Source organism: Tabrizicola sp. (assembly GCF_041919135.1).
Lineage (GTDB): Bacteria > Pseudomonadota > Alphaproteobacteria > Rhodobacterales > Rhodobacteraceae > Tabrizicola.
Map to the genome: position 1 here is coordinate 74,276 of NZ_JAYRUJ010000013.1, position 23,723 is coordinate 97,998.

The window sequence follows — 23,723 nt, forward strand, 5'->3', positions numbered from 1 at the left end:
CGATGGCGACGGAAGAACACGGCAGCGGGCTGCAGATCCACCCGATGGATCAGTTCGTGGTCAAGCCGCTGTTCGGTGACGGCCCGGTCGAGTGGTATACCCCGACCAACGTCACCCTCTGGATGGGCATCGCCATCCTTGCCGTGGTCGCGCTCCTCGTCCTCGCCACCCGTCGCCGCGCGATCATCCCCTCGCGCGGGCAGTCGGTGGCCGAACTGTTCTACGGCTTCATCCACAAGATGGTGGAAGACGTCACCGGCCATGAGGGGCTGAAGTACTTCCCCTATGTCATGACCCTCTTCATGTTCGTCTTCCTGTCGAACATGCTGGGCCTGATCCCGATGTCCTTCACCACCACCTCGCATATCGCGGTGACCGCGGTGCTGGCGCTGCTGGTGTTCTTCACCGTCACCCTGGTCGGCTTCTACCGCAAGGGCATCGGCTTCCTGGCGATGTTCTGGGTCTCCTCGGCGCCCCTGGCGCTGCGTCCCGTCCTCGCGCTGATCGAGCTGATCTCCTACTTCGTGCGTCCGGTCTCGCATTCCATCCGTCTTGGCGGCAACCTGATGGCCGGTCACGCCGTGATCAAGGTCTTCGCGGGTTTCGCCGGCGTGATGGGCGTGGCCTCGGTCGTCCCGATCGCCGGGATCGCCGCGATCTACGGGCTGGAAATCCTCGTCGCGGCTGTCCAGGCCTATGTCTTCACCATTCTGACCTGCGTGTATCTGCGTGACGCCGTCGGCGACGCGCACCACTAAGGCCCGAACCCCAACCATCAACATTCCATTCCATAGGAGATACATCATGGAAGGCGAACTCGCGCTCCTCGGCAAATACATCGGTGCCGGCCTGGCCACCATCGGTCTCGGCGGCGCCGGCATCGGCGTGGGCCATGTCGCCGGCAACTTCCTGGCCGGCGCCCTGCGCAACCCCTCGGCCGCTGCCGGTCAGACCGCGACCCTCTTCGTCGGCATCGCCTTCGCGGAAGCCCTCGGGATCTTCTCGTTCCTGATCGCTCTGCTGCTGATGTTCGCCGTCTGATCTTTCCCGCCTGATTTCCGGGCCAGTCCGCGGGCTGGCCCTGGTTCCAAGGGTTCAGGAGAGACGAGATGGCAACCGAAGCAACTGCCGAGGCGGGAAAGGCAGTGGGCATGCCCCAGCTGGATTTCTCGACCTGGCCGAACCAGATCTTCTGGCTTCTGGTCACGCTGGTCGTGATCTACCTCGTGCTGTCCAAGGTCGCCCTGCCGCGCATCGGCGCGGTGCTGGCAGATCGGAAAAGCACGATCACCAACGATCTTGCTGCGGCGGAAGAGCTGAAGCAGAAGGCGGTCGCGGCCGAGAAGGCCTATAACGACGCGCTGGCCAATGCCCGCACCGAAGCGGCCAAGATCATCGCGGCCGCCAAGGCCGAGATCCAGAAGGACCTCGACGCCGCAACCGCGAAGGCGGATGCCGAGATTTCGGCCAAGGCCGCCGAGTCCGAGAAATCCATCGCCGCGATCCGCGATGGCGCCGCTGCTGCGGTCGCCGAAGTGGCCCGCGACACGGCGGCGGAGCTGGTGGCGGCGCTTGGCGGCTCGGCCGATGCGGCAGCCGTTGGCGCGGCGGTCACCGAACGGCTGAAAGGGTAGGACGATGAAACGGCTTTCCATCCTCTTCGCCCTGCTCGCCAGCCCCGCGCTGGCGGCCTCGGGCCCGTTCTTCTCGCTGCAGAACTCGAACTTCGTGGTTCTGGTGGCCTTCATCGCCTTCGTGGCGCTGCTGGTCTACGTCAAGGTCCCCTCGCGGCTGACCGGAATGCTCGACGCCCGCGCGGCGGTGATCAAGTCCGAGCTGGACGAGGCACGCAGCCTGCGGGAAGAGGCCAAGACGATCCTCGCGACCTATGAGCGTCGCCAGAAAGAGGTGCAGGAACAGGCCGAGCGCATCGTCGCCCAGGCCCGGGACGAGGCGCTGACCGCGGCCGAACAGGCCAAGGCCGACCTCAAGGCCTCGATCGCCCGTCGACTGGCCGCGGCGACCGAACAGATCGCCTCGGCCGAGGCCGGCGCCATCCGCCAGGTCCGCGAACAGGCAGTTTCGGTTGCCGTCGCGGCGGCCGGGGATGTGCTGGCCAAGCAGATGACCGCCGATGCGGCCTCGGCCTCGATCGACGCGGCCATCGCCCAGGTCGAAGCCCGCCTGCACTGACGGCAGAAGACAGCATCCTTGAAACGGCGGCTCCCACGGGGCCGCCGTATTCATTTGGAGCGGCAAATCTTTTCGAAAAGATTTGCAAAATCCTTCGAAGGATTTTGGCTCCGGCCCTAGCGCCGCGCCTCATGCTCCAGCCGCTGCCGTGCGATAGCCTCGTGTTTTTCGGCGCGCAGCTGTTCGGCGAAGGCCTGTTCGACATAGGCAAGATGCGCCTCGACCGCCGCCCGCGCCGCCTCCGGATCGCGCGCCTGCAGCGCGATGTTCATCGCCCGGTGCTGGTCCAGAAGCTGGTCGCGCGTCATCCGGTTGCGGAACAGCATCTGCCGGTTGTAGAACACGCCCTGGCGCAGAAGGTCGAACATCGACCGCAGCATGTGCAGCATGATGACATTGTGGCTCGCCTCGATGATCGCCATGTGGAACTCGGCGTCCAGCTGCGCCTCGTCCGAAGGATCGCGCTTCTGGTGCGCGGCCTCCATCTTGCGGAAGATCGTGTCGATCACCCGCAGGTCGGTCTGCGATCCCAGCCGGGCCGCGCGCTCGGCCGCCAGCCCCTCGATATCGCGGCGGAAGGCGATGTAATCCGACACCGCCTCGTCATGAGAGGCGAAGAGCTGGATCAGCGCCGGCGAGAAGGCCGAGCCCAGCACATCCGCGACGAACACGCCCGAGCCTGCCCGGCTGACCAGCAACCCCCGCTCCGACAGATCCGCCAGCGCATCGCGCAGCGAGGGGCGGGAGACGCCCAACTCCTCGGCCAGGTCGCGTTCCGAGGGCAGACGCTCCCCCGGCCGCAATATGCCGCGCAGGATCAGTTGCTCGATCTGCCGCACGACGGTCTGCGACAGTTTCTCGGGGGTCACTTTTACGAAGGGCATGGCGCAATCCGGCTGATTGGTTTGAAAATATGACCAAAGCGCCGGATGCACAACGAAAAAGGGGCCGACCAGCCGGTCGACCCCTTCGGTGAAAGCCGCCGATCAGCGGGTCGGGCGGATGATGATCTCGACCCGGCGGTTCTTGGCGCGGCCGTCCGGCGTCAGGTTCGACGCGATCGGCTGGTCTTCGCCCCGGCCATAGGCCGCGATCCGCGCGCCCGGCACGCCGCTTTCGCGCAGCACGGCCGCCACCGACACGGCGCGGCGTTGCGACAGGTCCTGGTTATAGGCGGCCGACCCGGTATTGTCGGTATGGCCGATCACCTCGATCCGGCTGTTGGGATATTTCATCAGGCTCGACGCCACGGTGTAGAGGTCCGAGCGCAGGTCAGGCCGGACCGAGGCGCTGTCCACCGCGAACAGCAGGTCCTGCGGCATCTGCACGACCAGATAATCCCCGTGGTTGATCACCCCGATGTTCGAGTTGAGCGAGCCGCGCAGTTCCGCCGCCTGGCGGTCCAGGTCCGCGCCGATCAGCGCCCCGGTCCCCGCGCCAAGCGCCCCGCCGATGATCGCGCCCTTCAGCCTGTCGTCATCGCTCGAGACCGCGGCCCCGGAGACCGCACCCACGATCCCGCCGATGACCGCACCGCTGCGCTGGCGGGCGTTCGGATCGTCGGGATAGGCATTCGGATCGACGCAGGCGGTCAGGAACAGGGTTCCGGCCGCAGCCAGGATCAGGGGGGTCTTCATCATCATTCTCGCTCTCGCCTCGATGTTTGTCGTCGGGCCGGCTTCGCCGGTCCCGCGCCATATTACATGAACGCCCGGCGGACGAAGCCGGTTCCCTGCGATTCGGCAGGGTTCCGCGCATCACAAACCCGTGCGCGCCGCCTCCCAGGCCAGCATGGCGCGCTTGCGCGGCAGGCCCCAGTGATAGCCGCCAAGCCCTCCGTCGCGGCGCAGCGCCCGGTGGCAGGGAATCAGGAAGCTGATCGGGTTTCGCCCCACGGCAGTCCCCACCGCCCGGTGCGCCTGCGGATGACCGATCGCGCCCGCGATGTCGGCATAGGTCGTCACATGGCCCGAGGGGATCGCCAGCAGCGCCTCCCAGACCTTGATCTGGAACGGCCCGCCCAGAAGATGCAGCCGCGTCGCCTCGCCCCGGAAGGCCGCCTCCACCATCGGCCGGATTGTGTCGGGGTCCTCCACGAATTCCGCCTTGGGCCAGCGCCGCAGCATGTCCTCCAGCGCGGCCGGATCGCCGATGGCCTCGGCAAAGCCCAGGCCGCAGATGCCCCGGTCGGTCGCCATGGCGAGGGCCGGGCCGAAGGGGCTCTCGAACCAGCCCCGGCGGATCGCCAGCCCGGCGCCACCCCGCGCGTAATCGCCCGGCGACATCGCCTCCCAGGTCAGGAACAGGTCATGCAGCCGCCCCGGCCCGGAAAGCCCGGCCGCCAGCGCCGTTCCCAGCGTCGTATGGCGCTCCGCCAGCAGGCGGCGGGCATGGCCCAGCACCAGATACTGCTGATACCGCTTCGGGCTGACCCCGACCCACTGGCTGAACAGCCGCTGGAAATGCGCGGGACTCATCTGCATTCTCGCGGCCAGGTCCTCCAGGCCGAGCGACGGCCCTTCGGCGTCGATCACCTGCAGGGCGCGGCCGATCACCTGGTAGTGGTAGGAGGGGGAAAGGTCGTTCATGGCTTTGTCCGGTTGGGGCTGCTCCTCGTTCGACTTCGTCTCCTCCTCGCGCGCGACGCCTTGCGAGGAGTGCACGAAGTGCTCGACGAGCCTTCTGCAATCTAGTCCCTCGCCCTCTCAGCCGCGACCCGTTTCCTGCGGCTTGTCCGGGGCCGCGTTTCATGCTGCAAGGGTCGCATGACCCCGCAACTCCCCTATGCCACGCTGAAACAGATCTTCGCCCGCTTCGCCGAGGCCGAGCCGCATCCGAAGGGCGAGTTGGAGCACACCAACGCCTTCACCCTGCTGGTCGCCGTGGCGCTTTCGGCCCAGGCCACCGACGCCGGCGTGAACAAGGCCACGCGCAAGCTCTTCCAGATCGCCGACACGCCGCAGAAGATGCTGGCGCTTGGCGAGGAAGGCCTGATCGAGCATATCCGCACCATCGGCCTTTACCGCAACAAGGCGAAGAACGTGATCCGGCTCTCGCGCCTGCTGATCGAGAATTTCGACGGCGAGGTGCCAAGCTCCCGCGCCGCGCTGGTCACCCTGCCGGGGGTAGGCCGCAAGACCGCGAACGTCGTGCTGAACATGTGGTTCCACCACCCGGCCCAGGCGGTCGATACCCATATCTTCCGCGTCGGCAACCGCACCGGTATCGCGCCGGGCAAGGACGAGGCCGCTGTCGAACGCGCGATCGAGGACAATGTCCCGGCCGAATACCAGGGCCATGCGCATCACTGGCTTATCCTGCACGGCCGGTATATCTGCACCGCGCGCAACCCCAAATGCGGCATCTGCCCGATCCGGGACTGGTGCCTTTACCCGGAGAAGACCGCATGAAATCCTACCAGGTCGTCGGCATCGGCAATGCCATCGTCGACGTGTTCTGCTCGGCCGATGACAGCTTCCTCGACCTGATGGGCATCCAGAAAGGCATCATGCAGCTGGTCGAGCGCGAGCGGGGCGAGCTTCTGTATGGCGCGATGACCAACCGCCAGCAGGCGCCCGGCGGGTCGGTGGCGAACACGCTGGCGGGGCTTGGCAACCTTGGCCTGACCACCGCCTTCATCGGCCGGGTCCACGACGACGCGCTCGGCCGCTTCTACGCGCAGACCATGGCGCAGGAAGGCACCGATTTCGTCAACCCGCCGGTTCCGGGAGGCGAGCTTCCCACCTCGCGCAGCATGATCTTCGTCGCACCCGATGGCGAGCGGTCGATGAACACCTACCTCGGGATTTCGTCCGAGCTTGGCCCCGACGACGTGTCGGATTCGGTGGCGGGCAAGGCCGAGATCCTGTTCCTCGAAGGTTACCTCTACGACAAGCCCAAGGGCAAACAGGCCTTCGAACGCGCGGTCGAACTGTGCCACCGCGCCGGTGGCAAGGCCGGGATCGCGCTCTCCGACCCGTTCTGCGTCGACCGCCACCGCGACGACTTCCGCCGCCTGGTCAAGTCGCTGGACTATGTCATCGGCAACGAACACGAATGGTCCTCGCTCTACCAGACCGACCTTTCCGCCGCGCTGGAGCAGGCGGCGCGCGACTCGGGCCTCGTGGTCTGCACCCGCTCCGGCCATGACGTGATCGTCGTGCGCGGTGCGGAAGAGGCGGTGGTTCCGGTCCGCCGCGTGGTGCCGGTGGATGCTACCGGGGCAGGGGACCAGTTCGCGGCCGGCTTCCTCTATGGCCTGGCGACCGGCCAGCCGCTGGCCACGGCTGGCCGGATGGGCTGCGTCGCGGCGGCCGAGGTGATCAGCCATTTCGGCGCAAGGCCCGAGACCGACCTGAAGGCGCTGTTCCGCAAGGAAGGGCTGATCTGACGATCCGGGGGCGGGCGATGCGCCCACCCTGCAGTTCCGCCCAGCTTACTGGCCAAGACAGGACGCGATAGTCCCGGCCATCCCCTCCAGCAGCGCGGCATAGGCCCCCGGTCCCGGCTCCAGCGACGAGCCGACCGGATCCAGCGCCCCGCCGATCCTGACCCGCGTCCCCTCGACCATCCGCTCGATCAGCGCCGGATCGTGTTGCGTCTCGGGGAAGATGCAGGGGATCTCGCCCGCCTCCAGCACCGCCCGCAGGTCCTGCAACCTTGCCGCGCCGGGCGCGGCCGCATCGCCAAGCGCCAGGCTGCCCGCGACATCCAGGCCGTAATGCGCGGCGAAATAGCCATAGGCGTCGTGGAAGGTCACCAGCGGCTGGCCCTTGACCGCTGCCAGCCGCGCCGCGATCCCGGCGTCCAACTCCTTCAGCCGCCCCGCCGCCTGCGCCGCATTGGCCGCATAGGCTCCGGCATTCTCCGGGTCCAGCCGCGCCAGTTCCGCCGCGATCAGCCCCAGCCAGACCTGCCCGTTCCCCGGATCCAGCCAGGCATGCGGGTCCACTCCGGCATGGTCATGGCCTTCGTGGTCCCCCCCATGCGCCTCGTTGGCACCATAGTCCCGCAGGACCGTCCCCGTCGCGTCCAGCAGCCCCAGCGCCGCCGCGCCTTCGGGCCGTGTCTCCAGCGCGCTGGCCAGCCAGGGCGTCAGCTCCGGCCCGATCCAGACCACCAGATCCGCATCCGCCACCGCCCCCGCCTGGCTGGGCCGCAGCTGGAAATCGTGCTCGTCCGCGCCCCTGGCCAGCAAGAGTTCCGGTTGTCCCAGGTCTCCCATCACCTGCGCCACCAGGGCATGCACCGGCGGAATGTCGGTCACCACGCGGGGAACCTCGGCCAGGGCCGGGACGCTGGTCAAGAGCAGGGTTATGATATAACGCATGACAACGCCTTCCATCTGGTTCGGGGAAGGTCTATGTATGTAATATCATAACAGGTCAAGCCCCGATGCCCCAGACCCATCCCCCCGACTGCCCCGGCTGCGCTGCGCCGGACCTCGCCTTCGCGGCGCATGACCATGCCCATTGCGCCGCCGATGCGCTGGCCCGGGCCGAGGCCGTCACTTCCGCGAACAACAGCCGCCTCACCCCCGTCCGCCGCCGCGTGCTGGAGATCCTGCTGGAGGATCACCGCGCGCTCGGGGCCTATGACGTGCTTGCCCGCCTTGCCGCCGACGGCTTCGGCAACCAGCCCCCCGTCGCCTATCGCGCGCTGGAGTTCCTTGTCGATCAGGGGCTTGCCCACCGCATCCAGCGCCTGAACGCCTTTACCGCCTGCGCCCATCCTGGCGAGGCCCATGCCCCCGCCTTCCTGATCTGCCGCGCCTGCCACTCCGTCGCCGAGGCCGAGGCCGCCCCCGCCCGCGCCGCCCTTGACCGCGAGGCCGGGCGCATGGGCTTTGCCATCGAACGCACCACGATCGAGGCCCTGGGCCTTTGCCCCGGCTGCAAGGCCGCCGCATGAGCCTGATCGCCGCCAGCCATATCTGCGTCCGCTTCGGCGCCGAGGAGGTGCTGCACGACGTCAGCCTGACCCTCGACCGGGGCGAGATCGTGACCATCCTCGGCCCGAACGGCTCTGGCAAGTCCACGCTTTTGCGCGCGCTTCTGGGCATCGTCCCGGTGGCCGAGGGCAGCGTGACCCGCGCGCCGGGGCTGCGGCTTGCCTATGTGCCGCAGCGCCTGATGATCGACCGGACCATGCCGATCACCGTGCGCCGCTTCCTCTCGCTTCCCGTCCGCACCCCCGACACCGCAGCCAGCGAGGCGCTGGCCCGCGTCGGCATGGCAGGGCGCGAGGCCGACCAGATGACGCAACTGTCCGGCGGCCAGCTTCAGCGTGTCCTTCTCGCCCGGGCCCTTCTGGGCGCGCCGCAGGTCCTGATGCTGGACGAACCGACCCAGGGCCTCGACCAGCCCGGCGAGGCCGCCTTCTACCGCCTGATCGAGGAGGTCCGCCGCGACACCGGCGCCGCGATCCTGATGGTCAGCCATGACCTGCACGTCGTCATGGCGGCATCGGACCGGGTGATCTGCCTGAACCGCCATATCTGCTGCGAGGGCACGCCCCGCGTCGTCTCGACCGCGCCGGAATACCGCGCGCTCTTCGGCCTCGGCACCCAGGGCGCGCTGGCGCTCTACCGGCACGAGCATGACCACGACCACCCGGCCGACCAGCCGCATCATCACCACGATCACCATCATGCTTGACGATTTCCTGACCCGCGCCGCGCTCGCCGCGACCGGCCTCAGCCTTGCGACCGGGCCGCTCGGCTCCTTCGTCGTGTGGCGGCGGATGGCCTATTTCGGCGATGCCACCGCCCATGCCGCCATCCTGGGCGTCGCGCTGGCGCTGGCCACCGACCTGCCCATCGGCCTTGGCACCCTTGTCGTGGCGCTGGCCATGGCCCTCACCGTCGCCGGGCTTTCGTCGCGGGGCTGGGCGATGGACACCACGCTTGGCGTCCTTGCCCATTCCGCGCTGGCCTTCGGCCTGGTGGCGGTCAGCTTCTTCCCCAGCGTCCGCACCGACCTGTCCGCCTGGCTTTTCGGCGACATCCTCGCCGTCAGCCGCACCGATCTTGCCGTGATCTGGGGCGGCGCGCTGCTGGTCCTGGCCCTTCTGGCCTGGCGCTGGCAGGCGCTCCTCACCGCGACGCTGAGCGAGGATCTCGCCCATGCCGCCGGCATCCGCCCGGATCGCGAGCGTCTGGTGCTGGTGATCGCGCTGGCACTGGTCGTCGCGCTGGCGCTCAAGATCGTCGGTGCGCTGCTGATCGCGGCGATGCTGATCATTCCCGCCGCCGCCGCGCGCGGCCTTGCCCGCACGCCCGAGGCGATGGCGCTTGGCGCGGTGGGGATCGGCATGCTCGCCGGACTGGGCGGTCTCGGCCTCTCGCTCTGGCAGGACACGCCGGCCGGGCCCTCGATCATCGTCGTGGCCTCGGGTATCTTCGCCCTGACCGCGCTGCGCCAGAAGGGATAAGGCGGCCAGGGCGGCAAATTGCCCGCCCTCTGCCCGAAGCTTGCCAGAATTCGCCGCCAAGCCTTTGAAAGACAGCCCAGGAAAGTACCGCCCTTGTTGCGCCTGATCCGTATCGTGGTTTTCCTTGTCCTGGGGGCGAGCGGCTTTCTCGCCCTCGACTACTCCATGGCCGGCCGCTGGACCGGCCGCGCGGTCGAGGGGCTGACCTTCGCCGAATACCTGCGCGCCATGAATCCGGTGCCGCGCGGGGCGGACCGCCCGCAGGGCCTTCAGGCGATGCTGCCGAAGCCGCCCGAGGGCTGGACCGCCCGCCCGACCGAACCGGCCGACCTCGACGCCTTCCTGCCCGAGGACCGCAGCTCTTTGCCGGACGGGATGCTGGCGCTTCTCGGGTCCCTCGCCGCCCCGAGTCCCGGCAGCGGCACCCAGACCGCGATCGTCACCTACAAGCGGGGAGGGCGGCAGGTGATCGTCCAGGCCATCCGCCATCCCGACCGGACCCTCGCCCCGTTGCCCCTTTCCGATGCCATCCCCCTGACGCCCGCCATGACCGTCCGCGGCCTTGACCTGGCCGAGGCCGCCTTGCCCAGATCCGCCCGCGCGCGGCTGTTCCTGGCCGATGTCGGAGGGCAGATCCGGCTTGGCGTCCTGGCCTCCGCGCGGATGAAGGACCGCGATCTGGTTCCCTTCCTCCAGACGCTCGATGTGGCGGCGCTGAATGACAGTGTCGTCGACCGGCAGCCGGGCCTGGGCCAGGTGCCGATGATCGTCCTCGCCTCCGCCCTCGGCAAGGAGGCCCGCGCCGCCTTCGAGGCCGACGTCGCCGCACGCGCCGCCGCAAGCGCGACGGCAGAGCCCGCGACAGCCGCCGTCCCGCAGGACCGGGGCGGCAGCATCTTCGGCGCGATCTTCGGCTGGGACAAGGCCGAGGCCGCCGCGAGGTAGACCCGGCAGCTCCCGCCCGCGGGCGCGCCCTAGAAACGCAGCCCCGAAAAGCGCGACGGCGCCTGCGGCACGCCCGGCAGGACGCAGAGCATCTCGTACAAGAGGTTCGCCCCGATCAGCGCCGTATTGCCCGACGGATCCCAGGGCGGCGAGACCTCGACCAGATCGCCGCCGACGAGGTTCAGCCCGGCGCAGCCCCGGATGATCTCCAGCGCCTGCCAGGTGGTCAGCCCGCCCGGCTCCACCGTGCCCGTGCCCGGCGCAAAGGCCGAATCCAGGCTGTCGATGTCATAGCTGAGATAGACCGGCGCATCCCCGATCCTTTGCCGGACGATCTCCATCAGCGGGGTCAGCGACTTCCACCAGCATTCCTCGGCCTGCACCACCGTCCAGCCCTGGCCCCTGGCCCAGTCGAAGTCATCCGCCGCATAGCCGGTGCCGCGCAGCCCGATCTGGAACACCTTGTCGTTGATCAGGCAGCCCTCCTCCCAGGCGCGGCGGAAGGGGCAGCCATGCGCGGCCGTCTCGCCGAACATGGTCTCGTTGATATCGGCATGGGCATCGACATGGATCAGCGCGACCGGCCCGTGCCGTTCCTTCATCGCGCGCAGGATCGGCCAGGTCAGCGTATGGTCGCCGCCCAGCGTCAGCGGGATCGCGCCATGGGCCAGCACCTCGCGGTAATGCGCGGCGATGATCTCGACCGATTTCTTCAGATCGAAGGTATTGATCGCCACATCGCCCAGATCCGCCACCTGCAAATGCTCGAAGGGCGCCGCGCCGGTCGCCATGTTGTAGGGCCGCAGCATCCGGGACTCGTCCCTGATCTGCCGTGGCCCCAGCCGCGTGCCCGGCCGGTTGCTGGTGCCATGGTCCATCGGAATCCCGATGAAAGCCACGTCCAGCCCCTCGGCGCTGGTGACCGCGGGCAGTCGCATCATCGTCGCGGGCCCGCCAAAGCGCGGCATCTCGTTGCCGCCAAGCGGCTGGTTGAACTGGCTCATGTTTCTCCCCCTGTCGATCCGGGCCGCGGCCCGGCGGCGAGGATAGCCTGCACATCGGCATCCTCAAGCTGCGGAAAGCTGGTGTAATGCCGCCCGACCGCCGTGAACCCCGCCGGCGCCCGCAGGCAGATCACCCGATCCGCCAGCCGCTCCAGCGCCTCCAGCGCGTCGGGGGCCGCGACCGGAGCCGCCACGATCACCTCGGCCGGGTCCTCGGCCCGCACCGCCCCGATCGCCGCCCGCATCGTGGCCCCGGTGGCGATCCCGTCGTCCACCAGGATCACCTGCCTGGCCCGCAGCGCCCCCGGTTGCAGGCGCGACCCCCAGAGCGCGCGGCGGCGCCGCAACTCCGCCCGCTGCGGCCCCGCCTGCGCCTCGATCCCGGCCCGGTCGATGCCGCAGAGGCGGACCAGCTCCTCGTTCAGGACCATGGTCCCGCCCTCCGGCCCCGCGATGGCCCCCAGCGCCAGCTCAGGATTTCCCGGCATCCCGATCTTGCGCACCAGCACGATGTCCAGTTCCGCCTCCAGCGCCCGCGCCACCTCGTCGGCGACCGGCAGCCCGCCACGCGGCAGGCCCAGCACGATCGTCTCCGCCCCCCCGAAGGCACCCAGACGCCCGGCAAGCGCGCGCCCGGCGGCGCGGCGGTCGGCAAATGGCTCCATCTCCTCCTCCTTCCGGTCCCCTCCTCGTTCGACTTCGTCTCCTCGTCGGCCGCCAGCGAGGAGTGACGAAGTCATCGACGAGCGTATCCCGGCGCCCGCCGGCTGCCAGCCCGATCAGGACAACGCCGGCCAGCACGGCTCTTGCGCTGGAATCAGGTTACCCTCCCGCTCCGGCCTCTCAAGTCGGCCAAGCCCGCCCTTCGCGGAAAGGCATGTCGTTTTCTGACGCCAAATGTCGGGCAGACTTGCCCGGTTTGCCGCGCCTCTGTCAGATAGGGGCAAACCATTGCGGGGAGTCCCAGAATGAAAACCCACGTGAAAGCCCTTGTCGTCGGTGGCGGCGCGGTCGGCACCGGGATCGCCTATCACCTGGCCAAGGCGGGCTGGGACACCATGCTGGTCGAGCGGGACGAGCTTACCGCAGGCTCCACCTGGCACGCCGCCGGTCTCCTGCCGCTTTTCAACATGGGCTATGCGACCACCCATATCCACAAATATTCGGTCGACTTCTACAAGGGGCTGGAGGCGGAGACCGGCCTGAACCCCGGCTTCTACATCGTCGGCAACCTGCGGATGGCGCAACACCAGCAGCGGATGGACGAGTACATGCTGTATTCGTCGGTCGCCGAAACCGCCGGGGTCTACCACGAATTCCTTAGCCCCAAGGAAATCAAGGACCGCTGGCCGCTGGTCCGGACCGAAGACCTGATCGGCGCGCTCTACCATCCGCAGGACGGCTACATCAACCCGGCCGACGTGACGCAAGCCATGGCCAAGGGCGCGCGGCAACTGGGCGCGACCATCGAGCGCAAGGTGCAGGTCGACGGCTATCGCTGGACCGGCAGCGAATGGATCGTCTCCTGCACCCGGCTTGAAGAACGCGGCGGCATGCTCGTCGCCACCGACGACAAGTTCGAGATCACCGCCGAACATGTCGTCACCGCCACCGGCAACCACGCGCAGCGGACCGCCAAGCTCCTCGGCATCAAGACCCCCGCCGTCGTGGTGGAACACCAGTATATCGTCACCGAACCCGACCCCGCCCTCGTGGAATGGCGCAAGACCAACCCGCAGCACCCGGTCCTGCGCGACGCCGACGCCAAGTGGTATGTGCGTGAGGAACGCGGCGGCTGGATCCTCGGCCCTTACGAAAAGGGCGCCCCGGCCCGCTTCCAGTACGGCGTCCCCGACAGCTTCCGCGCCGACCTGTTCCCCTTGGACCTCGAACGGATCGAGCAGGAGTACATGTCCTTCATCCACCGGATTCCCTCCTCGGAAACCGTGGGCCTCAAGGACGACTACAACGGCCCGATCTGCTATACCCCCGACGGCAACCCGCTGGTCGGCCCGGCGCCGGGCCTGCGCAACATGTGGCTGGCGGAAGGCTTCTCCTTCGGCATCACCGCCGCGGGCGGCACCGGCTATTACCTTGCCCAGCTGATGACCGAAGGCGAGGCGGAAATCGACATGGCCTCACTCGACCCCAAGCGGTTCGGCGGCTGGATGACCACCGAATACGCCTCCCGCAAGAACGAGGAATGCTACGACCACGTCTTCATCCTGCACCACCCGGACGAGGAACGCGAAGCCTGCCGCCCCCTGCGCACCGCCCCCGCCTATGATCGGCAAAAGGAAATGGGCGCGCAGTTCGGCCAGGTGAACGGCTGGGAACGCCCGAACTACTACGGCCCGAAGGACGCGCCCGCCGATTTCGACCACAACTCCCGCAGCTTCCGTCGCGGCGCCTGGTGGCCCTATGCCAAGGCCGAAGCCGAGGCCGTCCGTAACACCGTCGGCATCATTGACGCCTCGGCCTTCACCAAGCACCTGCTGCGTGGCCCCGGCGCGACCGCCTTCCTCGACCATTTCACCTGCAACAAGCTGCCGAACGTCGGCCGGATCAACCTGACCTATGCCCTGACCGACCACGGCACCACCCGGACCGAATATACCATCGTCCGGCTGAAACAGGACGAATACTACCTGATCTCCGCGGGCGCCTGGACGGCCTATGACTACGACTTCCTGCAGAAATGCGCCGACGACTGGATGGCGGAAGGCAAGGGCCACATCGACATCCACGACGTCACGACCCAATGGGGCGTCTATGCCCTTGCCGGTCCGAACGCGCGTGCGCTGCTGAAGGACATCGTCAAGGACGCCGACCCCGACACCGTTCTGGGCAACAAGCGTTTCCCCTGGCTCTCCTACCGCGACATCGAGCTTGGCATGTGCCCGGTCCGCGCCGTCCGCGTGGCCTATACGGGCGAGCTTGGCTGGGAACTGCACTACCCGATCGAATTCGGCCGCTACCTCTGGGACCTGATCTGGTCGGTCGGTGAGAAGCACGGGTTGAAAGGCGTCGGCGCCCGGGCGCAGAACTGGCTCCGGCAAGAGAAATCCTACCGCGCCTTCGGCAACGAGCTTGGCCGCGACGCGACGCCCTTGGAAGCCGCGCTCGACCGCTTCGTGGACCTCTCGAAAGACTTCCGCGGCAAGCAGAAGATGCTCGACACCGGAATCCGCGCCAAATGCGTGACCCTGCTGATCGACGGGCCGAGCGATACCGACCCGTGGGGGAAAGAGGCCATCATCCATGACGGCATCAAGGTTGGCCGCCTGACCTCGGGCGGTTACTCGGTCGCCTTCGGCAAGCAGATCGGCATGGGCTATGTCCCCGCCGCACTGGCGGAACCGGGACAGAAGCTGAAGGTCAAGATCCAGCTCAAGGAATGGGATGCCGTCGTGACCGAGGACAGCCCCTTCGATCCGTCGAACGCGCGGATCCGCGTGGACGGCTGAGTGAAACCTCCTCGAGCACTTCGTGCACTCGTCGGCGGACCCCCGCGAGGAGTGCACGAAGTGCTCGACGAGCTTACCCCCGTCGGACCTGCCACACCTTGAACCGCGCCGCCCGGGCCTCCATCTTCCCCACGAGGGGGTAACATGGGGCCACGCGAGCGCAGGTTTCAACGGCAGTTCGACGCGCTGGAACGGATGGTCCCCGCCCTGCGCGGCCCGATGTCCACATTGCGCCGCGACAGCTGGTTCCCGGTCCGATTCCCCCTTGCGCTGATCCTCATCGCCGGCGGCTTCTTCGCCTTCATGCCCGTGCTCGGCGTCTGGATGCTGCCCCTCGGCCTTCTGCTTCTGGCCGTGGACCTGCCGATCCTGCGCGGCCCGATCTCGGTCCTGATGATCCGCTGCCGCCGCCGGGGCAGGGCGCTCCTCCGCCGCTGGCGCAACCGCTAAAGCGCGCGCGCGCCCAGCCAGCGCACCCAGTTCGCCTTGGACCCGGCGAAGACGTTGATGTCCACCTTGCCCGCGATCCCCGGCACCACCCCGGTCGAGGTATACTGCCAGAAGCTCCAGTCCTTGCCGCCATAGACCTCGCCCGGATGTCCCGCGACCGAGCGCAGCCAGAACTCGGCCCCGCCCAGCCGCCACAGTTCGGTATCCTCGTAGAAATCCACCGTGGTATAGATGATCGGCCGCTGGCCGTAATGCCGCGCCACGATCTCCATGAAGATCCGCGCCTCGTCGCGGATCGTGGCCCCGTCGCGGCGGATGGTGCAGGTCGGGCTGGTGGGCGTCCATTCCATGTCCAGGACCGGGGGCAGGGCGCCCGGAACCTTGGGCACATGCCGGATGAACCAGCGCGCCTGCTCGGCCGCCGGGCGGCAGTGGTAGAAGAAGTGGTAGGCCCCGCGCTTCACCCCCGCCCGCCCGGCCGCGCGCCAGTGCGATTCGAACATCGGGTCCACCATGTCCCCGCCTTCCGTGGCCTTGATGAAGGCGAAGTTCACCCCGTTGGCCCGCGCCGTGGTCCAGTCCACCTGGGTCTGGAACCGCGACAAGTCCACGCCATGCACCGGATAGCGGTCAGGCGAGCGGCCCGTCCAGTCGGTCGGATCGGCATCGCTGAAGTTCGAGGAGGTGACGGTGATCGTCTCCTCCTGCGCCTGGCGTGAGGTGCCGCCGCAGGCGGCCAGAAACAGGGCGAGAAGCAGGGGAAGGGTGCGCATGGCCGGATGCTGCCGCGCCATGCGTCGCCTGTCACGCGGGATTTTCACCCCTCGGCGGAAACCCCGTCACGCCGCCTTGGCCGCCAGTTCGTCCCAGCAGGCCAGCGCGTGCCCGGCATACATCAGCCCCGGCCCGCCGCCCATCTGCACCGCCATCGCCAGCACGTCGCCCAGTTCCTCGCGCGTGGCCCCCGCCTTCATCAGCGCCTCGACGTGAAAGTTGATGCAAGGCTCGCAGCGCAGCACCACCGACATGCCAAGCGCCACATATTCCTTCTCCTTCACGCCCAGCGGCCCGTTGTCCTTGACCGCCTTCGAGAGCTGAGCAAAGCCCTTCGCCGTCTCGGGCACCAGTGCGTTCAGGGCGCGCAACTCCTTGCGCATCCCGCTGATCTTTTCCTGATAGCTCGCATCGCTCATCGCGGCCTCCTTTGTCGCGCCCAATAGGCACGGGGGGCAGAGGCCCGCCTTGACCTGCCTCAACCGAAGCGGGACGGCGACAGCTGCGCGACCAGCCCCGCCTCCAGCTCGGGCGCGCGGCCGCCGATCAGGTCCGCCGCCAGACGGCTTGCCGCCGCGCTGGTCTGGAACCCGTATCCGCCCTGTCCCGCCAGCCAGAAGAACGTGGGCTCCCGCATATCCGGGCCGATCACCAGCACCCGGTCCGGCGCAAAGGTCCGCAGGCCCGCCCAGTTGGAAATCAGCCGTGTCACCGGCTCGGTCACCATCTCCTCATAGCGCGCCAGCCCCTCGGCCAGCACCATGTCGTCGGCCCAGGCGTCATGCGGCTCCATCAGGTCTTCCTCGGCCGGGCTGACGATCAGCGCCCCCGCGTCGGGCTTGGCATACCAGTCCTCGCCCGGCCCGAACATCATCGGCCAGCGGCTGACGTCATGTCCGCCCGGCGCCGGAATCCGCGCCATCGACCGGCGGTAGGGAGTGAACCCAAGCGGCTGCACCCCCGCCAGCGCGGCCACCTGGTCCACCCAGGCCCCCGCCGCGTTCACCAGCATCCGCGCGATGAACTCGCCCGCCGTCGACGTCACCCGCCAGCCCGCGCCGTCCTTCGCGATCGCCGTGACCTTTGCCTTCGTCACGATCCTCGCCCCGCGCCCCTTCGCCTCGCGCGCAAAGCCCTGGACCAGCAGGTCGGTATCCACATCCTCGGCATGGGCGGCATAGCCCGCCATCGCCACCTTATCCGGGTTCAGGATCGGCACGATCCCCCGCGCCTCCGCCACGCTGATCCGGTCGAAAGCCATCACCTCCAGATCATGCTCGAAGGCCTCGGCGCCCTCGGCCTTGCCGACCAGCAGCAGGCCACGCGGCGACAGCACCCCCGGCACCGAGCGGAAATAGGCCTCCGAGGCCATCGACAGCCCCACCACCGCCGGCGCGCCATAGCGCGGCTCGAACAGCGCCGCCGACCGGCCGCTCGCATGATGCGCCAGCGCCTCCTCGGCCTCCAGCACCACGACCGAGCCCAGCTCCGACATCCGCGCCGCTGCCGAAACCCCGGCGATCCCGCCCCCGATGATCAGAAAATCCGCGTCCATTCCCGTCCTCCCCTGACGGAAAGGGGCATGAGAACCCCCATGCCCCTTCCTCTTGGTCCAAATACTCAAAACCGCCGGGGGCCGGAACCCCCGCCCGGATCATTGAGGAATGTCGCCGGTGATGCCTTCGACGTAGAACCCCATCCCCAGAAGGTCGCCATCCGGCGCGGTCGCGCCCTCGGCCAGCCAGGGCGAGCCGTCCTGCTTGTTGATCGGCCCGGTGAACGGGTGGAAGGTGCCCGCCCCGATCGCATCGCGCAGGGCTTCCGCCTCGGCCTTGACCTCGGCCGGGATCGCCTCGGTGATCTCGCCGATCTGAACCTCGCCGCCGCCGATGCCGGCCCAGGTGTCCTTCTGCTCGTAGGTCCCGTCCAGCAGCGCGCCGACCCGCTCGACGTAATAGGGCGCCCAGTTGTCGATGATCGAGGTGACGCGCGGCGTCGGCATGTATTCCGGCACCGCCATGTCCGAGGCCTGGCCGAAGCCGATCACCTTGCCGCCGGTCTTGGCGGCCTCGGCCAGGGGCGCGGTCGAATCGGTGTGGCTGGCGATCACGTCGACGCCCTGGTCGATCAGCGCCTTGGCGGAATCGGCCTCCTTGGCCGGGTCGAACCAGGTGAAGGCCCAGACCACCGACAGCTGGACCTCCGGGTTCACCTTCTTGGCGGCCAGGTAATAGCTGTTGATCCCCATGATCACCTCGGGGATCGGGAAGGACCCGATATAGCCGATCTTGTTCGACTTGGTCATCCGCCCCGCGATCAGGCCCTCCACCGCGCGGCCCTCGTAGAAGCGCGCGTTGTAGGTCGAGACGTTGGCATGGTCGCGCTTGAAGCCGGTCGCATGCTCGAACTTCACGTCGGGGAACTTGGCGGCGACGGCGTTGGTCGCATCCATGTAGCCGAACGAGGTGGTGAAGATGATGTTGCAGCCGCCCAGCGCCATCTGGGTCAGCACCCGCTCGGCATCGGCGCCCTCGGGCACGTTCTCCTGATACTGGATCTCGACCTTGTCGCCGAACTTCTCCTGCACCGCCAGCGCGCCCTGATGGTGCTGGTAGGTCCAGCCGCCATCGCCGATCGGGCCGACATAGACGAAGCAGGCCTTCACCTTGTCCATGCCCTGCGCGAAGGCGCCCGAGGCCAGCATCAGCCCCATCGCCGCGCTTGCCAGCAGAGTTCTCCGTTTCATCTTCTTCTCCCCTTGGTGGCGGAACCCTCCGGCCCCGCGTCATTTGCCTCAGCGCGAGGCGTGAAAATTCTGTCCCAGCGCGGCGGGCGCGCCATTGGCCTTGCCCCGCCGCCCCGCCGACATGATGACCAGCACAAGGATGGTTATCAGATAGGGGGCCATGGACAAGTACTCGACCGGGATGCCGGAGCCTGCCACCTGCAGGTTCAGCTGCAACACGGTGATCCCGCCGAAAAGCCAGGCCCCCAGCAGCACGCGCCAGGGCCGCCAGCTGGCGAAGACCACGATCGCCAATGCGATCCAGCCCGCCCCCGAGGTGATCCCGTCCACCCATTGCGGCACCCGGGCGAGAGAGACATAGGCCCCGCCGATTCCCGCCATCGCCCCGCCAAAGGCGATGCACATCAGCCGGATGCGGTTGACCTTGTAGCCCAGCGCATGCGCCGCCTCGTGGCTTTCGCCGACCGCGCGGATGATCAGGCCCACGCGGGTCGCCTTCAGCACCCACCACAGCACCGCCGTCATCGCGATGCTGAAATAGACCACCCAGTCATGCCCGAACAGGATCGGCCCGATGACCGGCAGGTCCGCCAGCGCATCCGGCAGCAACTGCCCCGTGGCCGGCGGCTTGATCCCGTTATAGCCCTGCCCGCCCAGGCTGGAGACGCCCAGCCCGAACAGCGTCAGCGCCAGCCCGGTTGCCACCTGGTTCGCCAGGAAGACCTGCGTCAGCGCGGCGAAGATCAGGCTCAGCGCCGCGCCCGCCGCCGCGCCCCCGATAAAGCCCAGCACCGGGCTTCCGGTATGCACCGCCACGACGAAGCCGCCCAGCGCGCCGATGATCATCATGCCCTCGACGCCCAGGTTCAGGACGCCCGCGCGCTCCACCACCGTCTCGCCCAGCGCCGCCAGCAGGATCGGCACCGCGCTTGCCATCAGCGTCGCGACCAGGATGACCGGATTGATGCCGCCAAGATCCATCACAGCGCCCCCACAGCCAGCCGGAACCGATAGTTCGTCAACACATCCACCGCCAGCAGGAAGAACAGGAGCATCCCCTGGAACACCTGGATCGCCGCATCCGGCAGGCCAAGGTTGGTCGACGCCATCTCGCCGCCCACATAGGTCAAGGCCATCAGGAATCCGGCCAGCACGATCCCCAGCGGGTTCAGCCGACCCAGGAAAGCGACGATGATCGCGGTGAAGCCATAGCCGGTGTTGAAGTCGATGCTGATCTGCCCCGCCGGCCCCGTCACCTCGAACATCCCTGCCAGCCCCGCCAGCGCGCCCGAGATCCCCATGCACAGGACCACCAGCCGCGCCGGGCTGACGCCATGGAACCGCGCCGCGCGCGGGGCCTGCCCCGCCAGCCGGATCTGGAACCCGGCCTGGTGTCGCGTCAGCAGGATATAGGCCAGAACCCCCGTCACCAGCGCCGCGACGCCGCCCCAGTGCAGGCCCGACCCGGCGATCAGTTCCGGGTTCGCCGCCGCCGGATAGCTGGAGAAGTTGCGGCTGCCGGGAAATCCCATCCCCTCGGGGTTCTTCAGGAACCCGGTCGAGGCCTTGGCCAGGATCGTCTCGGCGACATAGACCAGCATCAGGCTGACGAGGATTTCGTTGGTGTTGAACCGCGTCTTCAGGATCGCCGGGATCATCGCCCAGACCCAGCCGCCGAAGGCCCCGGCCACCACCATCGCCGGGAATATCCAGCGGCTCTCGGTCGGGAACACCGCCAGCCCGACCGAGGCGCCGAAGATCGCGCCCATGATGTACTGGCCTTCCGCCCCGATGTTCCAGATTCCCGCCCGAAACCCCAGCGCCAGCCCGATGGCAATCAGGATCAGCGGCCCCGCCTTCACCAGCAACTGCCCGCGCAGGTAAAAGGCGAACTCGCCGAAGACCGGATCCCAGAAGATCGTGCGGATCACCTCGAACGGGTTCTTCCCCATCGCGGCGAACAGGATGCCGCCCACGACCATGGTCAGGATCACCGCCACCGGAGGCGTCGCATAAAGCCAGAACCGGCTCGGCGTCGGGCGCTTCTCAAGCCTCAACACGACAAGCCCCTTTCATACTGGCGCAAATATCCCGGGGGTGTGGGGGCTGGCCCCCAATCCGACTGTTCCACCAAGGACACCCCATCAGCGGCAACGCGACCTTCCAACCCGCGCCAAATTCCTTCGAAGGAATTTGCAAAACTCTTCGAAGAGTTTTGATCCCGCTCACCCCACATGATGCGCGACCTCCATGCCATGCGCCCCGCCCATCATCAGCCCGATCTCGTCCATCGTCAGCCCCTCGGTCGGCCGGGGCTTCGTCAGCCGCCCTTCGTTCAGCACCGCAAAGCTGTCCGACACTTCCAGCAATTCATCCAGATCCTGGCTGATCACCACCACCGCCGCGCCTTCTCCCGCCCGATCCAGGATCGACTGCCGAATCTGCGCCGCCGCCGCCGCGTCCACCCCCCAGGTCGGCTGGTTGATCACGATCACGCCCGCGCCCTGCATCAGCTCGCGCCCCATCAGGAACTTCTGCAGATTCCCCCCCGACAGCGCCCGCGCCGCCACATCCGGCCCCGGCGTGCGCACGTCATAGCCCGCGATGATCTCCTCGGCAAAGGCCCGCGTCGCGGCCCAGTCGACAAAGCCGTTCCGCGTCAACCGCTTGCGCACCCCCGCCGTCAGGAATGCGTTCTCCACCAGGGACATGTCCGGCGCCGCCGCATGGCCATAGCGATCCTCCGGCGCCGCCACGAGGCCCGCCCGCCGCCGCTCCACCGGCCCCAGGTCGCCCACCGGCCGCCCCGCGACCCGCACCTTGTCCGCTGCCGCCTTCAGCTCGCCCGAAAGCGCCAGCAATAGCTCGTCCTGCCCGTTGCCCGCAACGCCCGCGATCCCCAGCACCTCGCCCTTCGCCACCGTGAAGGACACCCCTTTCAGGCTGGTCCCGAAGGCAATCGGAGAGTCCACCGACAGGTCGCTCACCCCCAGCGCCACCTCGCCCTTTTCCGCCACCCGCCGCTCCGGCGTCTTCAGCGCCTGGCCGACCATCAGCTCCGCCATCTCGCGCGCCGTCCGGTCCCGAGGCGTGCAGGTCGCCACCACCTTCCCCCGCCGCAGGATCGTCGCCTCGTCGCACAAGGACCGGATCTCCTCCAGCTTGTGGCTGATATACAGGATCGCCGTCCCCTCGCTGGACAGCTGCCGCAGCGTCTTGAACAGGATCTCCACCTCCTGCGGGGTCAGCACCGATGTCGGCTCGTCCATGATCAGAAGCTTCGGATCCTGCAACAGGCAGCGGATGATCTCCACCCGCTGCCGCTCCCCCGCGCTGAGGTCGCCGACCATCCGCGACGGGTCCAGCGGCAACCCGTATTCCTCGCTGACCGCCCGGATCTGCGCCGCCAGTTCGCGCATCGGCGGCGGCTTCTCCATCCCCAGCGCCACGTTCTCGGCCACGTTCAGCGCCTCGAACAGGCTGAAGTGCTGGAACACCATCGCCACGCCCAGCCGCCGCGCCTCGGCCGGCTTCGCGGGGGCATACCCCGCCCCCCGCAGCACCATCTGCCCGGAATCCGGCCGGATCAGACCATAGATCATCTTGACCATGGTCGACTTGCCCGCCCCGTTCTCGCCAAGGAGGGCATGGATTTCCCCCTCGCCGATCGAGAACGACACATCCGAATTCGCCACCACCCCCGGATAGGCCTTGGTGATCCCCGTGACTTTCAGCAATTCTGGCCGCAACAGCTCTGCCCGCGTCATGCCCGCTTCTCCCCCACCGCCACCTTGGGCGCGCGAAGCATCTCCGCCACCACGCCAATCGCAATCGCCTGCGGATGCTTGCCCAGCGACGGATCGCCGATCGGACAGCGGATCCGCCCCACCGCCTGCGCCTCATGCCCCAGCGCCTTCAGCCGCGCCCGGAACCGCGCCCATTTCGTCGCCGAGCCGATCAGCCCCAGCCCCCGGAATCCCCGGTTCAGCAACCGATGGCACAGCTCCAGATCCAGCGCATGGGAATACGTCAGCACCAGATGCTCCGCGTCCAGCGGCGCGTGATCCGCCACCACCGCCGGATCACCGGCCGGGACCACGGTCACCCCCTCCGGCAGCATATCCGGAAACCTGTCCGCCGAGACATCGACCCAGGTCACCGCAATCCCCGGCAGGGGCGCCAGCACATTGACCAAAGCCCGCCCCACATGCCCCGCGCCCCAGACCCAAACCTGCCGCTCCGCCTCCGTCACCGGCTCGACCAGCCAGCCCTGCACCAGCCCCGGCTCTGGCCGCAAACCTTGCCCCCGCGCCGCGACCAGGATGCGCTTCACGGCCAGCGGCATCTGCCCCGGCCCGCGCGCGACGACGCCCGCCACGGCCTCCGGCACCGAGTCGAACACCTCGGTCCAAAGCACCACCGCCCCGCCGCAGCACTGGCCAAGGCTCGGTCCCAGCGCGACCCGCTCGACGCGAGCCATCGGCCGCTCGCCCTCGCTGGCCGAAAGCCATTCCCGCGCCTTCGCCGCCGCCGCATATTCCAGCGCGCCGCCGCCGATGGTCCCCGCCTGCCCGCCGTCCCAGACCAGCATCGACGCGCCCACCTCGCGCGGCGACGACCCGTCATGCGCGGCGATCACCACCCGCGCAACCCGGCCGTGGGCGGCCAACGCGGCTCCAAGAGCGGCCAGATCAAACATCCGCATCTCCAAAA

Annotated in this window: 26 protein-coding genes; 12 read left to right on the forward strand and 14 right to left on the reverse strand. The window is 68.3% G+C overall.

What is annotated here, in order from left to right; translation table 11 throughout:
- The first annotated feature begins 2 nt into the window (after positions 1-2).
- The 4 genes from ACE3UA_RS11590 (at position 3) to ACE3UA_RS11605 (ending at position 2,193) form a co-directional block, all read left to right on the forward strand.
- Positions 3-758, forward strand: a complete 756-nt coding sequence (locus tag ACE3UA_RS11590; protein ID WP_374645247.1) for a F0F1 ATP synthase subunit A — start codon at positions 3-5, stop codon at positions 756-758.
- Positions 759-804: 46 nt separating this feature from the next.
- Positions 805-1,041 (forward strand): F0F1 ATP synthase subunit C, encoded by a 237-nt coding sequence (locus ACE3UA_RS11595; RefSeq protein WP_197642370.1) that lies wholly within the window; start codon positions 805-807, stop codon positions 1,039-1,041.
- A gap of 68 nt (positions 1,042-1,109) precedes the next feature.
- Positions 1,110-1,634, forward strand: a complete 525-nt coding sequence (locus tag ACE3UA_RS11600; RefSeq protein WP_197642369.1) for a F0F1 ATP synthase subunit B' — start codon at positions 1,110-1,112, stop codon at positions 1,632-1,634.
- Positions 1,635-1,638: 4 nt separating this feature from the next.
- On the forward strand, positions 1,639-2,193 hold the full coding sequence (locus ACE3UA_RS11605) for a F0F1 ATP synthase subunit B (RefSeq protein ID WP_374645249.1): 555 nt from the start codon (positions 1,639-1,641) through the stop codon (positions 2,191-2,193).
- Between the two features lie 116 nt (positions 2,194-2,309).
- Here ACE3UA_RS11605 and ACE3UA_RS11610 read toward each other — a convergent pair whose 3' ends face one another.
- The 3 genes from ACE3UA_RS11610 to ACE3UA_RS11620 form a co-directional block, all read right to left on the reverse strand.
- The gene (locus tag ACE3UA_RS11610; protein ID WP_374645251.1) at positions 2,310-3,077 is read right to left on the reverse strand and encodes a FadR/GntR family transcriptional regulator; all 768 of its coding nucleotides are present in this window, start codon (positions 3,075-3,077) and stop codon (positions 2,310-2,312) included.
- Between the two features lie 102 nt (positions 3,078-3,179).
- Positions 3,180-3,836, reverse strand: a complete 657-nt coding sequence (locus tag ACE3UA_RS11615; RefSeq protein WP_374645253.1) for an OmpA family protein — start codon at positions 3,834-3,836, stop codon at positions 3,180-3,182.
- A 114-nt stretch (positions 3,837-3,950) separates the two neighbouring features.
- Positions 3,951-4,781 carry a methylated-DNA--[protein]-cysteine S-methyltransferase gene (locus ACE3UA_RS11620; protein WP_374645255.1) on the reverse strand — a complete coding sequence of 277 codons (831 nt, stop codon included), beginning with the start codon at positions 4,779-4,781 and terminating at the stop codon, positions 3,951-3,953.
- A 177-nt stretch (positions 4,782-4,958) separates the two neighbouring features.
- Between ACE3UA_RS11620 and nth the strand changes: the two genes are divergently transcribed.
- Together nth and ACE3UA_RS11630 are read left to right on the forward strand one after the other, a co-directional pair.
- The gene (gene nth / locus ACE3UA_RS11625; protein ID WP_374645257.1) at positions 4,959-5,603 is read left to right on the forward strand and encodes an endonuclease III; all 645 of its coding nucleotides are present in this window, start codon (positions 4,959-4,961) and stop codon (positions 5,601-5,603) included.
- On the forward strand, positions 5,600-6,583 hold the full coding sequence (locus ACE3UA_RS11630) for an adenosine kinase (protein ID WP_374645259.1): 984 nt from the start codon (positions 5,600-5,602) through the stop codon (positions 6,581-6,583). The genes nth and ACE3UA_RS11630 overlap by 4 nt, the downstream gene beginning before the upstream one ends.
- Positions 6,584-6,628: 45 nt before the next feature.
- Here ACE3UA_RS11630 and ACE3UA_RS11635 read toward each other — a convergent pair whose 3' ends face one another.
- The gene (locus ACE3UA_RS11635) at positions 6,629-7,522 is read right to left on the reverse strand and encodes a zinc ABC transporter substrate-binding protein (protein WP_374645261.1); all 894 of its coding nucleotides are present in this window, start codon (positions 7,520-7,522) and stop codon (positions 6,629-6,631) included.
- Positions 7,523-7,587: 65 nt separating this feature from the next.
- Here ACE3UA_RS11635 and ACE3UA_RS11640 point away from each other — a divergent pair, with 65 nt between their 5' ends.
- The 4 genes from ACE3UA_RS11640 to ACE3UA_RS11655 all read left to right on the forward strand — a co-directional run bounded on the left by ACE3UA_RS11640 (position 7,588) and on the right by ACE3UA_RS11655 (position 10,569).
- Positions 7,588-8,103, forward strand: coding sequence for a Fur family transcriptional regulator (locus tag ACE3UA_RS11640; protein WP_374645263.1), 516 nt, complete (start codon positions 7,588-7,590; stop codon positions 8,101-8,103).
- Positions 8,100-8,849: an ATP-binding cassette domain-containing protein gene (locus ACE3UA_RS11645; protein WP_374645265.1), complete on the forward strand. Its 750-nt coding sequence runs from the start codon at positions 8,100-8,102 to the stop codon at positions 8,847-8,849. Before ACE3UA_RS11640 ends, ACE3UA_RS11645 begins: the two co-directional genes overlap by 4 nt.
- Positions 8,842-9,624 (forward strand): metal ABC transporter permease, encoded by a 783-nt coding sequence (locus ACE3UA_RS11650; protein WP_374645311.1) that lies wholly within the window; start codon positions 8,842-8,844, stop codon positions 9,622-9,624. The genes ACE3UA_RS11645 and ACE3UA_RS11650 overlap by 8 nt, the downstream gene beginning before the upstream one ends.
- 114 nt (positions 9,625-9,738) lie before the next feature.
- The gene (locus ACE3UA_RS11655) at positions 9,739-10,569 is read left to right on the forward strand and encodes a hypothetical protein (RefSeq protein WP_374645267.1); all 831 of its coding nucleotides are present in this window, start codon (positions 9,739-9,741) and stop codon (positions 10,567-10,569) included.
- A 29-nt stretch (positions 10,570-10,598) separates the two neighbouring features.
- Here ACE3UA_RS11655 and speB read toward each other — a convergent pair whose 3' ends face one another.
- Positions 10,599-11,573 (reverse strand): agmatinase, encoded by a 975-nt coding sequence (gene speB, locus ACE3UA_RS11660; protein WP_374645269.1) that lies wholly within the window; start codon positions 11,571-11,573, stop codon positions 10,599-10,601.
- Positions 11,570-12,238, reverse strand: coding sequence for a phosphoribosyltransferase (locus tag ACE3UA_RS11665; protein ID WP_374645271.1), 669 nt, complete (start codon positions 12,236-12,238; stop codon positions 11,570-11,572). Before ACE3UA_RS11665 ends, speB begins: the two co-directional genes overlap by 4 nt.
- A gap of 303 nt (positions 12,239-12,541) precedes the next feature.
- Here ACE3UA_RS11665 and ACE3UA_RS11670 point away from each other — a divergent pair, with 303 nt between their 5' ends.
- Positions 12,542-15,040, forward strand: a complete 2,499-nt coding sequence (locus ACE3UA_RS11670; RefSeq protein ID WP_374645273.1) for an FAD-dependent oxidoreductase — start codon at positions 12,542-12,544, stop codon at positions 15,038-15,040.
- Between the two features lie 144 nt (positions 15,041-15,184).
- Positions 15,185-15,490 (forward strand): hypothetical protein, encoded by a 306-nt coding sequence (locus ACE3UA_RS11675; RefSeq protein ID WP_374645275.1) that lies wholly within the window; start codon positions 15,185-15,187, stop codon positions 15,488-15,490.
- Here the strand turns inward: ACE3UA_RS11675 and ACE3UA_RS11680 are convergent.
- From ACE3UA_RS11680 to xdhC, 8 genes are all read right to left on the reverse strand, one after another.
- Positions 15,487-16,263: a GH25 family lysozyme gene (locus ACE3UA_RS11680; RefSeq protein WP_374645277.1), complete on the reverse strand. Its 777-nt coding sequence runs from the start codon at positions 16,261-16,263 to the stop codon at positions 15,487-15,489. The two genes, ACE3UA_RS11675 and ACE3UA_RS11680, sit on opposite strands and share 4 nt — an antisense overlap.
- Positions 16,264-16,329: 66 nt before the next feature.
- Positions 16,330-16,683: a carboxymuconolactone decarboxylase family protein gene (locus ACE3UA_RS11685; RefSeq protein ID WP_374645279.1), complete on the reverse strand. Its 354-nt coding sequence runs from the start codon at positions 16,681-16,683 to the stop codon at positions 16,330-16,332.
- A 59-nt stretch (positions 16,684-16,742) separates the two neighbouring features.
- Positions 16,743-17,819, reverse strand: coding sequence for an NAD(P)/FAD-dependent oxidoreductase (locus ACE3UA_RS11690; RefSeq protein WP_374645281.1), 1,077 nt, complete (start codon positions 17,817-17,819; stop codon positions 16,743-16,745).
- Positions 17,820-17,918: 99 nt separating this feature from the next.
- A complete protein-coding gene (locus tag ACE3UA_RS11695; protein ID WP_374645283.1) occupies positions 17,919-19,010 on the reverse strand; it encodes a BMP family ABC transporter substrate-binding protein in 1,092 nt (363 codons plus the stop codon).
- A 48-nt stretch (positions 19,011-19,058) separates the two neighbouring features.
- Positions 19,059-19,991, reverse strand: a complete 933-nt coding sequence (locus ACE3UA_RS11700; protein WP_374645285.1) for an ABC transporter permease — start codon at positions 19,989-19,991, stop codon at positions 19,059-19,061.
- A complete protein-coding gene (locus tag ACE3UA_RS11705; protein WP_374645287.1) occupies positions 19,991-21,070 on the reverse strand; it encodes an ABC transporter permease in 1,080 nt (359 codons plus the stop codon). The genes ACE3UA_RS11700 and ACE3UA_RS11705 overlap by 1 nt, the downstream gene beginning before the upstream one ends.
- 165 nt (positions 21,071-21,235) lie before the next feature.
- Positions 21,236-22,777 (reverse strand): ABC transporter ATP-binding protein, encoded by a 1,542-nt coding sequence (locus ACE3UA_RS11710; protein WP_374645289.1) that lies wholly within the window; start codon positions 22,775-22,777, stop codon positions 21,236-21,238.
- Positions 22,774-23,709: a xanthine dehydrogenase accessory protein XdhC gene (xdhC, locus tag ACE3UA_RS11715; RefSeq protein WP_374645291.1), complete on the reverse strand. Its 936-nt coding sequence runs from the start codon at positions 23,707-23,709 to the stop codon at positions 22,774-22,776. The genes ACE3UA_RS11710 and xdhC overlap by 4 nt, the downstream gene beginning before the upstream one ends.
- Between the last annotated feature and the right edge of the window lie 14 nt (positions 23,710-23,723).

Excerpts from the sequence above, each read along its gene's own strand:
- ACE3UA_RS11665 (WP_374645271.1), bottom strand. The coding sequence starts at position 12,238 with ATGGAGCCATTTGCCGACCGCCGCGCCGCCGGGCGCGCGCTTGCCGGG.
- ACE3UA_RS11635 (WP_374645261.1), bottom strand. The coding sequence starts at position 7,522 with ATGCGTTATATCATAACCCTGCTCTTGACCAGCGTCCCGGCCCTGGCC.
- speB (WP_374645269.1), bottom strand. The coding sequence starts at position 11,573 with ATGAGCCAGTTCAACCAGCCGCTTGGCGGCAACGAGATGCCGCGCTTT.
- ACE3UA_RS11680 (WP_374645277.1), bottom strand. The coding sequence starts at position 16,263 with ATGCGCACCCTTCCCCTGCTTCTCGCCCTGTTTCTGGCCGCCTGCGGC.
- ACE3UA_RS11630 (WP_374645259.1), top strand. The coding sequence starts at position 5,600 with ATGAAATCCTACCAGGTCGTCGGCATCGGCAATGCCATCGTCGACGTG.
- ACE3UA_RS11670 (WP_374645273.1), top strand. The coding sequence starts at position 12,542 with ATGAAAACCCACGTGAAAGCCCTTGTCGTCGGTGGCGGCGCGGTCGGC.
- ACE3UA_RS11600 (WP_197642369.1), top strand. The coding sequence starts at position 1,110 with ATGGCAACCGAAGCAACTGCCGAGGCGGGAAAGGCAGTGGGCATGCCC.
- nth (WP_374645257.1), top strand. The coding sequence starts at position 4,959 with ATGACCCCGCAACTCCCCTATGCCACGCTGAAACAGATCTTCGCCCGC.
- ACE3UA_RS11700 (WP_374645285.1), bottom strand. The coding sequence starts at position 19,991 with ATGGATCTTGGCGGCATCAATCCGGTCATCCTGGTCGCGACGCTGATG.
- ACE3UA_RS11675 (WP_374645275.1), top strand. The coding sequence starts at position 15,185 with ATGGGGCCACGCGAGCGCAGGTTTCAACGGCAGTTCGACGCGCTGGAA.
- ACE3UA_RS11610 (WP_374645251.1), bottom strand. The coding sequence starts at position 3,077 with ATGCCCTTCGTAAAAGTGACCCCCGAGAAACTGTCGCAGACCGTCGTG.
- ACE3UA_RS11590 (WP_374645247.1), top strand. The coding sequence starts at position 3 with ATGGCGACGGAAGAACACGGCAGCGGGCTGCAGATCCACCCGATGGAT.
- ACE3UA_RS11615 (WP_374645253.1), bottom strand. The coding sequence starts at position 3,836 with ATGATGATGAAGACCCCCCTGATCCTGGCTGCGGCCGGAACCCTGTTC.
- ACE3UA_RS11645 (WP_374645265.1), top strand. The coding sequence starts at position 8,100 with ATGAGCCTGATCGCCGCCAGCCATATCTGCGTCCGCTTCGGCGCCGAG.
- ACE3UA_RS11650 (WP_374645311.1), top strand. The coding sequence starts at position 8,842 with ATGCTTGACGATTTCCTGACCCGCGCCGCGCTCGCCGCGACCGGCCTC.
- ACE3UA_RS11640 (WP_374645263.1), top strand. The coding sequence starts at position 7,588 with ATGCCCCAGACCCATCCCCCCGACTGCCCCGGCTGCGCTGCGCCGGAC.
- ACE3UA_RS11605 (WP_374645249.1), top strand. The coding sequence starts at position 1,639 with ATGAAACGGCTTTCCATCCTCTTCGCCCTGCTCGCCAGCCCCGCGCTG.
- ACE3UA_RS11620 (WP_374645255.1), bottom strand. The coding sequence starts at position 4,781 with ATGAACGACCTTTCCCCCTCCTACCACTACCAGGTGATCGGCCGCGCC.
- ACE3UA_RS11595 (WP_197642370.1), top strand. The coding sequence starts at position 805 with ATGGAAGGCGAACTCGCGCTCCTCGGCAAATACATCGGTGCCGGCCTG.
- ACE3UA_RS11690 (WP_374645281.1), bottom strand. The coding sequence starts at position 17,819 with ATGGACGCGGATTTTCTGATCATCGGGGGCGGGATCGCCGGGGTTTCG.
- ACE3UA_RS11685 (WP_374645279.1), bottom strand. The coding sequence starts at position 16,683 with ATGAGCGATGCGAGCTATCAGGAAAAGATCAGCGGGATGCGCAAGGAG.
- ACE3UA_RS11695 (WP_374645283.1), bottom strand. The coding sequence starts at position 19,010 with ATGAAACGGAGAACTCTGCTGGCAAGCGCGGCGATGGGGCTGATGCTG.
- xdhC (WP_374645291.1), bottom strand. The coding sequence starts at position 23,709 with ATGTTTGATCTGGCCGCTCTTGGAGCCGCGTTGGCCGCCCACGGCCGG.
- ACE3UA_RS11710 (WP_374645289.1), bottom strand. The coding sequence starts at position 22,777 with ATGACGCGGGCAGAGCTGTTGCGGCCAGAATTGCTGAAAGTCACGGGG.